This is a genomic window from Anabaena sp. AL93 (assembly GCF_001672085.1).
Lineage (GTDB): Bacteria > Cyanobacteriota > Cyanobacteriia > Cyanobacteriales > Nostocaceae > Dolichospermum > Dolichospermum heterosporum.
Genome location: NZ_LJOU01000165.1, coordinates 1 through 7,400, shown reverse-complemented (window position 1 = coordinate 7,400; position 7,400 = coordinate 1). Strand labels below are relative to the sequence as shown.

The window sequence follows — 7,400 nt, the reverse complement described above, 5'->3', positions numbered from 1 at the left end:
CCCCACTCCCCACTAACGATAGAATTAAAATATATTGTTCACTATCAAGCCATCAAAAACCATGCCGTCTGATATTGCTGTCGAGAAGAAAAAATTAAAAAATCCACCTTTGCAAATGCACTACTTAGGCGATCGCGTTTTGCGTCAACCGGCAAAGCGGGTTACTAAAATAGATGACGAACTCCGCCAACTAGTGCGCGAAATGCTGCAAACTATGTATAGCTCAGATGGCATTGGTTTGGCTGCACCTCAAGTTGGCATCAATAAACAACTTATCGTTATTGACTGCGAACCAGATCAACCCAATCATCCGCCATTAGTGTTAATTAACCCTACCATTAAACAGGTTAGCAGTAAGCTCTGTGTGGCTCAGGAAGGGTGCTTAAGTATTCCTAATGTCTTTCTAGATGTAAAACGTCCAGAAGTGGTAACAATCGCCTATAAAGACGAATATGGTCGTCCCCAAACCTTAACAGCAGGTGATTTACTCGGTCGCTGTATTCTTCACGAATTGGATCACCTTAATGGTGTGGTATTTGTAGATCGTGTAGAAAATTCCTTGACTTTAAACGAAGAGTTATCTAAAAATGGCTTCTCGTATCAGGCAGTGAAACCAGTAGTATAGGGTGGTCTAGTAGTGTATTTAACTCCAAAAAGCGGTTTATTTTTAGGTGGTGCTTGTGTTGCAGCGATCGCCGCTGTTGGTTCAGTTTTTGAATTGAGTTATGGAGAACCAGATTTTGGTGTCCCAACCACTGCCATTATCCTAGCTTTGAGCATTCCTCTCACCGTATTCTTTTTTATTGCCGCAGTGAGGGATGCACGAGATAATATAGGATAAGCATCAGGTATATGAAAAAGGTAAGAGGATGAATGAGGAATGCACACTTCACCCTTTTACCTTTTATTTTTTACTAAGTAATTGATGATTATAAATCATGAAAATTCAACTAAAACCAGAAACTGAAGAACTGATCCATTCCTATATTGCCACAGGTCATTATACCAATGCCGACGATGTGATAATTAAAGCACTTAAAGTGTTATCGGAGTGGAAAAAAGAGGATCAGGAATGGAAGGAACACGCAAAAAAGTCGCTGTAGGACTTGCCCAAATTGACCGAGGTGAAGTGGTTAGTAGTGATGTTGTTATGGCTAGATTACAAGAAAAAATTAGAATTGCTCGTGAGAATAAAAAATAATGGAGTATATTCTATCTGTAGGGGCAAGTCAGGACATAGAATCTTTATTTTTGGATTTAGATCAATAAAATAGAATCATGCTACCAACTTCTACCCCCATACTCCGACTTTCCCAAGGACATCTAAACTTACTCGCAGCTTGTCCCCGTAAATTCCAACATAGCTACTTAGAACAACTAAATACTCCTCTAGATCCTAAACACGAAGAATATCAAATTTTAGGTAGTCGGTTTCACTTGCTTATGCAGCAGCGAGAAATGGATTTACCTATTAATAAATTACTACAAGCAGATCCTCAATTACAAAATTGGATGACTGACTTTAGCAAAATTGCTCCAGAAATATTTATAACTAATATTCATAATCAAACTTTTCGAGAAAGCGAACATTATCGAACATTACAAATTGGTAATTATCTCCTGACTGTCATTTATGATTTATTAATTGCTGACCAAAATCAATCTCAAATTCTCGACTGGAAAACCTATCCCCAACCACCAAAAAGAGCAACATTAGCTGAAAATTGGCAAACAAAACTTTATCTGTACGTCATGGCAGAAACTAGCAACTATTTATTAGAAAATATTTCCCTAACCTACTGGTTTGTGCAATCAAAAGAGCAAACTAAACATATTAAATTTTGTTATAATGAGAAAGAACATCAGAAAACAGCACAGGAATTAAATCAACTATTAAACAATCTCACACAATGGGTAAAAGATTATCAGAATAATATATCATTACCCCAAATTGCCAAATCCCAGAAAATATGTGAATCTTGTCAATATGCCATGAGGTGTCAACGTCAAAAAATCACACAAGCAACAGAAGATATTAACCAGCAATTTCCTAATTTAGAAAATATTGCTGAAGTATCACTTTAAATTAATGAATAAGATTGTCTCACGCAAAGGCGCAAAGGCGCAAAGAAAGAAATACAGAAGTTAGAATGTGGTTTAAAATGGAATGGATTTTAACAGGAACGGAACAACCTCCTGATTGGTTTATCGAATTAGTGAAAAAATACGTACCAACAACAGGTGGTAACTTTGCTGCTCAATTATTTTGGCAACGGGGAATTCAAGATCAAGAAAAGTTAGCGGCTTTTATTAATTATCAAAGTTATCAACCTGCCAATTCTTTTGAATTTGGACAAGAAATGAATTTGGCTGTACAACGGTTAATAACTGCGGGGAAAACAGGAGAAAAAATTGTTATTTGGGGAGATTTTGATGCCGATGGAATTACCTCGACTGCGGTATTATGGGATGGTTTAGGTGAATTTTTTCAGCAACATCGTCAATTAAGTTATTATATTCCCAATCGTTTAATAGAATCTCATGGTTTAAATCAGCCAGGAATTGATAATTTAGCCGCCCAAGGTTGTAAATTAATTATTACTTGTGATACAGGCAGTACAAATATTTCAGAAATCATCTATGCCCAAAATTTAGGGATAGATGTAATTGTGACTGACCATCATACATTACCACCAGAACGCCCTCCGGTTGTTGCCATTATTAACCCGCGTTATTTAGCAAAAGAACATCCTTTATATCATCTTTCTGGTGTGGCAGTTGCTTATAAATTGGTGGAAGCATTATATATAAGTTTGCCAGATATTCCCGAACATCCATTAACAGATTTATTAGATTTAGTAGCAGTAGGATTAATTGCCGATTTAGTCCAATTAAGTGGTGATTGTCGCTATTTGGCACAGTTGGGAATTCAACAATTACACACAGACTTTAAAAAAATCCCATCAGCCAGAAGAAGACCAGGAGTGGGGAAATTATTAGAATTATGCCAGAAAAGTGGCGATCGCCCCACAGATATTTCCTTTGGTTTGGGACCCCGCATTAACGCCGTTAGTCGTATTCATGGTGATGCTAGTTTCTGTATAGAATTATTAACCAGTAGAGATATGCAGCGTTGTCAACAACTTGCAGAAGAAACAGAATTAGCTAATTCCCGTCGCAAATCTTTACAAAAAGATGTCCAAGTCCAAGTTACTAAAAAACTCAGTCAATTAGACTTATCAACCACCAGCGTCATCGTTTTAGAAGATCCTCAATGGGCAGGTGGTGTTTTAGGTCTGGTTGCCGGACAAATTGCCCAAGAAACAGGGCGACCGACAATTTTGTTAAGTACAGAAGCAAAAGAAAATAAGACGGATTCTAGCCCATCTCTAGCACGAGGTTCTGCCCGTTCCATTAACTCCGTTGATTTATATCAATTAGTTCAAGAACAAGCCCATTTATTACATCGTTTTGGAGGACATCCCTTTGCTGCGGGTTTGAGTTTATTAGTAGAAAATATTCCCCTATTTACAGCCGCCATTAACCAGAAATTACGTCAATCTTTAGGAGGAATAAATCTCACTCCAACAGTGCAAGCTGATTTGGTGGTGACAGTTGCCGATTTAGGCAAAGATTTATTTTTAGAATTAAAACTATTAGAACCCTGTGGAATGGGCAATCCTATCCCCAAATTATTAATCAAAAACTGTTGGTTTGAAAATTCTTGGCATAAAAATCAAGAAGATTTAAAAGGAAATAAAATCCAATATATTAAAACTGACTTCAATATTCGAGATAATTCTACCAACAATCCGTTTCCGGGGATTTGGTGGGGACACTATAAAGAAGAATTGCCTATTGGTAGATGTGATTGTATTGCCGAAATTGATTTTAACAGCTTTAAAAAACGTTATGAAATTAGATTAATCGCCGTCCGTCCTAATACGGAAAGTGAATTAAAAACCAAAAATTCAGCATTAATTTTAGATTGGCGAAATCAGGAAAATTTAACCGAACTAACCTCAGAAGAATCATTATTAATTATGCAAGATTGCCCTAATAATTGGGATAATTTACGTTTGTGGGTAAAGCAATCACTAAATCAGAAAAAACAATTAGTTATTGCTTGGAAAAAACCCCATAATTTAACTCCCAAGGACATTTGGTTAACTTTATTAGGCATTTCTAAATACCTGAGTCGAAAAAATCAACCTGTTACCCAAGTCCAACTTTTAGAGAAACTAGGTATTAGTGATCAAACCCTATATTTGGGTTTTCAAGCATTAAAACATTTAGGATTTATCATCCAACGTCAAGATAATCATCTACAAATAATCTGGGATTCCACATATCATTACCAACCAGCAGATCATGTTATTAACAAATTTTTAGCCGCAGTCAGAGAAGAACAATTTCAACAAGATTATTTTTTTCATGTGCCTTTATCTATTATTGTTGCCATGATTGGTAAATAATCTCATTTCGTAGGTTGGGTTGACGAATGTTATACTCAAAACGGCTAGAAGCTGGACTTTTTTATCATACAAAGAACAGCCGATGCTCTGAAATCCTTCAGTGACCCTGATATATTAGTTGAAATCAGCGAACTAGATCAATTAATTGCGGACATCAGTAAAAACCTTTAATTAAGCCCCAAATATCGCGGTAGGCACGGGGGTGCTACCCCTACACTAAATCCAATTTTTCTGTATCATTAATTTTTTCTACCTACTTAACAGGTAACGGGTTTGGTAGGGGTGGAGGTTCTCAAACTTCTGCCCCTATTTAATGGTTACAGTTTTTAATAGATACCCAACTAGAGTCTGCTATGGGAGAACCATCTTCACCTAGCAAGCTGTAGTGTTCCTTTTTCCAAATTGGCGCATTATGTTTGAGTGTATCAATAGCATACTCACAAGCGGCAAAAGCCTCACCACGATGGGGACAACCCACAGCCACAACCACACTAATTTCCCCAACTAATAATCTGCCAATGCGATGATATATTACCACCCGACTCACATCAGACCATTGATGGCGAATATCATCAGCAATTTGATAAAATACCTGTAAAGCCATCGGTTCATAAACCTGATATTCCAAAGCTACCACAGACTTACCATCAGTTTGATTACGAACCATACCACTCATCAGTACCACAGCACCATTAGCAGGATTATCTGCTTTACTGTAGATTTCTTCCACAGACAATGGTGCTAATGTAATCCCAAAACTATCTTCAACCCTGGGTTTAGTTGTAATCATACATTCTCCTCATAAAAATCCTCAAATTTATTCATCCGCGTTTATCTGCGTTTATCTGCGTTTAATAATTATTCTATAAGTTTATAGTGTGGGTAGTTTAAAAACCGTAAAATCAGTTAAACTAATTTTTTCAACTATTCATAAAAACCACAATTATCTCATGCAAGTGCAACTCAGTGGATCTAAAAATCCCCTTGCGTATCTGCTATTAATTGCTCCTTTTTTCCTTTGGGGTACAGCAATGGTGGCAATGAAAGGCGTAATTCCTCATACTACACCCCTATTTATGGCTGGAGTCAGATTGATACCTGCGGGAGTATTAATTCTCATAGTGGCTGCATTCATGGGTAAACCCCAACCTCAAAGTTGGTTAGGATGGTTGTGGATTATTATATTTGCTTTGGTTGATGGTACATTATTTCAAGGCTTTTTAGCCGAAGGTTTAGTCAGAACCAATGCCGGCTTAGGTTCGGTGATGATAGACTCCCAACCCTTAGCAGTCGCTTTACTTTCACTCTGGCTATTTCAAGAACATATTGGTTTATGGGGATGGTTGGGGTTAGGTTTGGGAATTACAGGAATTAGTCTGATTGGTTTACCCCAAGAGTGGATTTTCCATCTTTTTGAGGCGGGGATCACTACTTCCATAGATAATTGGCAAGAGTTATTTAATAGTGGTGAGTTATTAATGTTACTCGCCGCTTTATCAATGGCTGTGGGAACAGTGATGATTCGGTTTGTTTGCCGCTATGCAGATCCGGTAACGGCTACAGGATGGCACATGATTATCGGTGGCTTGCCTTTGTGGGGAATTTCTTCAGTATTAGAATCTCAACAGTGGGAAAATCTTGTCCTATCGGACTGGATGGGATTAGGTTATGCTACTGTATTTGGCAGTGCGATCGCTTACGGATTATTTTTCTACTTTGCCTCCAGTGGTAATCTCACCAGTTTAAGTTCTCTGACTTTTCTCACACCCGTTTTTGCTTTAATATTTGGTTATATTTTTCTCAATGAAGTCCTGACTACTATTCAATGGTTTGGGGTTTTTCTTACCTTAATCAGTATTTATTTAATTAACCAACGGGAAAATATCGGCGGAAATCAGAAACCTACTATCACCGATACAAATACCACATCTACTCAGAATTTAACAACCGCCAGTAATTCTCTTGATGTCTAACATTCAAAATCTCAAATCTACCCTCCTACCCCCACCCCTCAAACCCGGTGATTTACTGCGCGTCATTGCCCCCAGTGGTGCATTGCGAGAAGTTGAAGCTTTTAATCAAGGTGTGGAAATTTGGAAGTCCCACGGCTATCGGATTAAAATTAGCGAAAATATAAATGATAGACATGGTTATCTAGCTGGTACAGATGCCCACCGTCGTCAACAATTAGCCACAGCATGGCAAGATCCAGAATGCAAGGGTATTCTCTGCGCGAGAGGTGGTTTTGGTAGTAGCCGGATTTTAGAAGATTGGACTTGGCAAGAAAATACCATTACCCCTAAATGGTTAATCGGCTTTTCTGACATTACAGCCCTGCTTTGGAGTCTCTACAACGCCGGGATTGCCAGTGTACATGGTCCCGTCATGACTACCCTAACCAATGAGCCAGAATGGTCAATCAAGCGGTTATTGGACATAGTAGAAGGTCGGGCGATCGCACCTTTAAAAGGTTGTGGTTGGGGTGGTGGTACAACTACAGGAATCTTACTTCCTGGTAATCTCACAGTCGCTACCCATCTTTTAGGAACACCGATTTTACCCAACCTTGATGGTGTCATCTTAGCCTGGGAAGATGTCACAGAAACACCTTATCGCATTGATAGAATGTTGACACAGTGGCGGTTGAGCAGGGCTTTATCTAAAGTTCGTGGTATTGCTTTGGGAGGGTTTACCAAGTGTGAAGCCCCACCTCACATACCTAGTTTTACTATAGAGGAAGTTTTGCGCGATCGTTTGGGTGATTTAGGTATTCCCATAGTTTCTAACCTCCCCTTTGGTCATGATAGCCCCAATGCTGCTTTACCTGTGGGTGTAAAAGTAACCCTAGATGGAGACAATGGGATATTGCGCTAGTAGTCTGTCAACCCGAAAATGAGGGGTGAAGGCAAGCAGGGGAGGTTGGGG

At 38.6% G+C, this 7,400-nt stretch carries 8 protein-coding genes; 7 read left to right on the top strand and 1 reads right to left on the bottom strand.

Features of this window, described 5'->3' with window-relative positions; translation table 11 throughout:
- Positions 1 to 61 precede the first annotated feature (61 nt).
- The 5 genes from def to recJ all read left to right on the top strand — a co-directional run bounded on the left by def (position 62) and on the right by recJ (position 4,475).
- Positions 62 to 625: a peptide deformylase gene (gene def, locus AN486_RS25720; protein WP_027403669.1), complete on the top strand. Its 564-nt coding sequence runs from the start codon at positions 62 to 64 to the stop codon at positions 623 to 625.
- 12 nt (positions 626 to 637) lie between these two features.
- On the top strand, positions 638 to 841 hold the full coding sequence (locus tag AN486_RS25715) for a hypothetical protein (RefSeq protein ID WP_027403670.1): 204 nt from the start codon (positions 638 to 640) through the stop codon (positions 839 to 841).
- Positions 842 to 1,072: 231 nt separating this feature from the next.
- Positions 1,073 to 1,201 carry a hypothetical protein gene (locus tag AN486_RS26775; protein WP_325064579.1) on the top strand — a complete coding sequence of 43 codons (129 nt, stop codon included), beginning with the start codon at positions 1,073 to 1,075 and terminating at the stop codon, positions 1,199 to 1,201.
- A gap of 77 nt (positions 1,202 to 1,278) precedes the next feature.
- Positions 1,279 to 2,085 (top strand): PD-(D/E)XK nuclease family protein, encoded by an 807-nt coding sequence (locus AN486_RS25705; protein WP_190382360.1) that lies wholly within the window; start codon positions 1,279 to 1,281, stop codon positions 2,083 to 2,085.
- Between the two features lie 77 nt (positions 2,086 to 2,162).
- Positions 2,163 to 4,475: a single-stranded-DNA-specific exonuclease RecJ gene (recJ, locus tag AN486_RS25700; protein WP_290602968.1), complete on the top strand. Its 2,313-nt coding sequence runs from the start codon at positions 2,163 to 2,165 to the stop codon at positions 4,473 to 4,475.
- 310 nt (positions 4,476 to 4,785) lie between these two features.
- On the opposite strand, the gene AN486_RS25695 is transcribed toward recJ, so the two are convergent.
- The gene (locus AN486_RS25695) at positions 4,786 to 5,265 is read right to left on the bottom strand and encodes a molybdenum cofactor biosynthesis protein MoaE (RefSeq protein ID WP_053537726.1); all 480 of its coding nucleotides are present in this window, start codon (positions 5,263 to 5,265) and stop codon (positions 4,786 to 4,788) included.
- A 160-nt stretch (positions 5,266 to 5,425) separates the two neighbouring features.
- Between AN486_RS25695 and AN486_RS25690 the strand changes: the two genes are divergently transcribed.
- Both AN486_RS25690 and AN486_RS25685 read left to right on the top strand, forming a co-directional pair.
- Positions 5,426 to 6,448 (top strand): DMT family transporter, encoded by a 1,023-nt coding sequence (locus tag AN486_RS25690; protein ID WP_053537727.1) that lies wholly within the window; start codon positions 5,426 to 5,428, stop codon positions 6,446 to 6,448.
- Positions 6,441 to 7,349 (top strand): LD-carboxypeptidase, encoded by a 909-nt coding sequence (locus AN486_RS25685; protein WP_290602967.1) that lies wholly within the window; start codon positions 6,441 to 6,443, stop codon positions 7,347 to 7,349. Before AN486_RS25690 ends, AN486_RS25685 begins: the two co-directional genes overlap by 8 nt.
- The last annotated feature ends 51 nt before the right edge of the window (positions 7,350 to 7,400 follow it).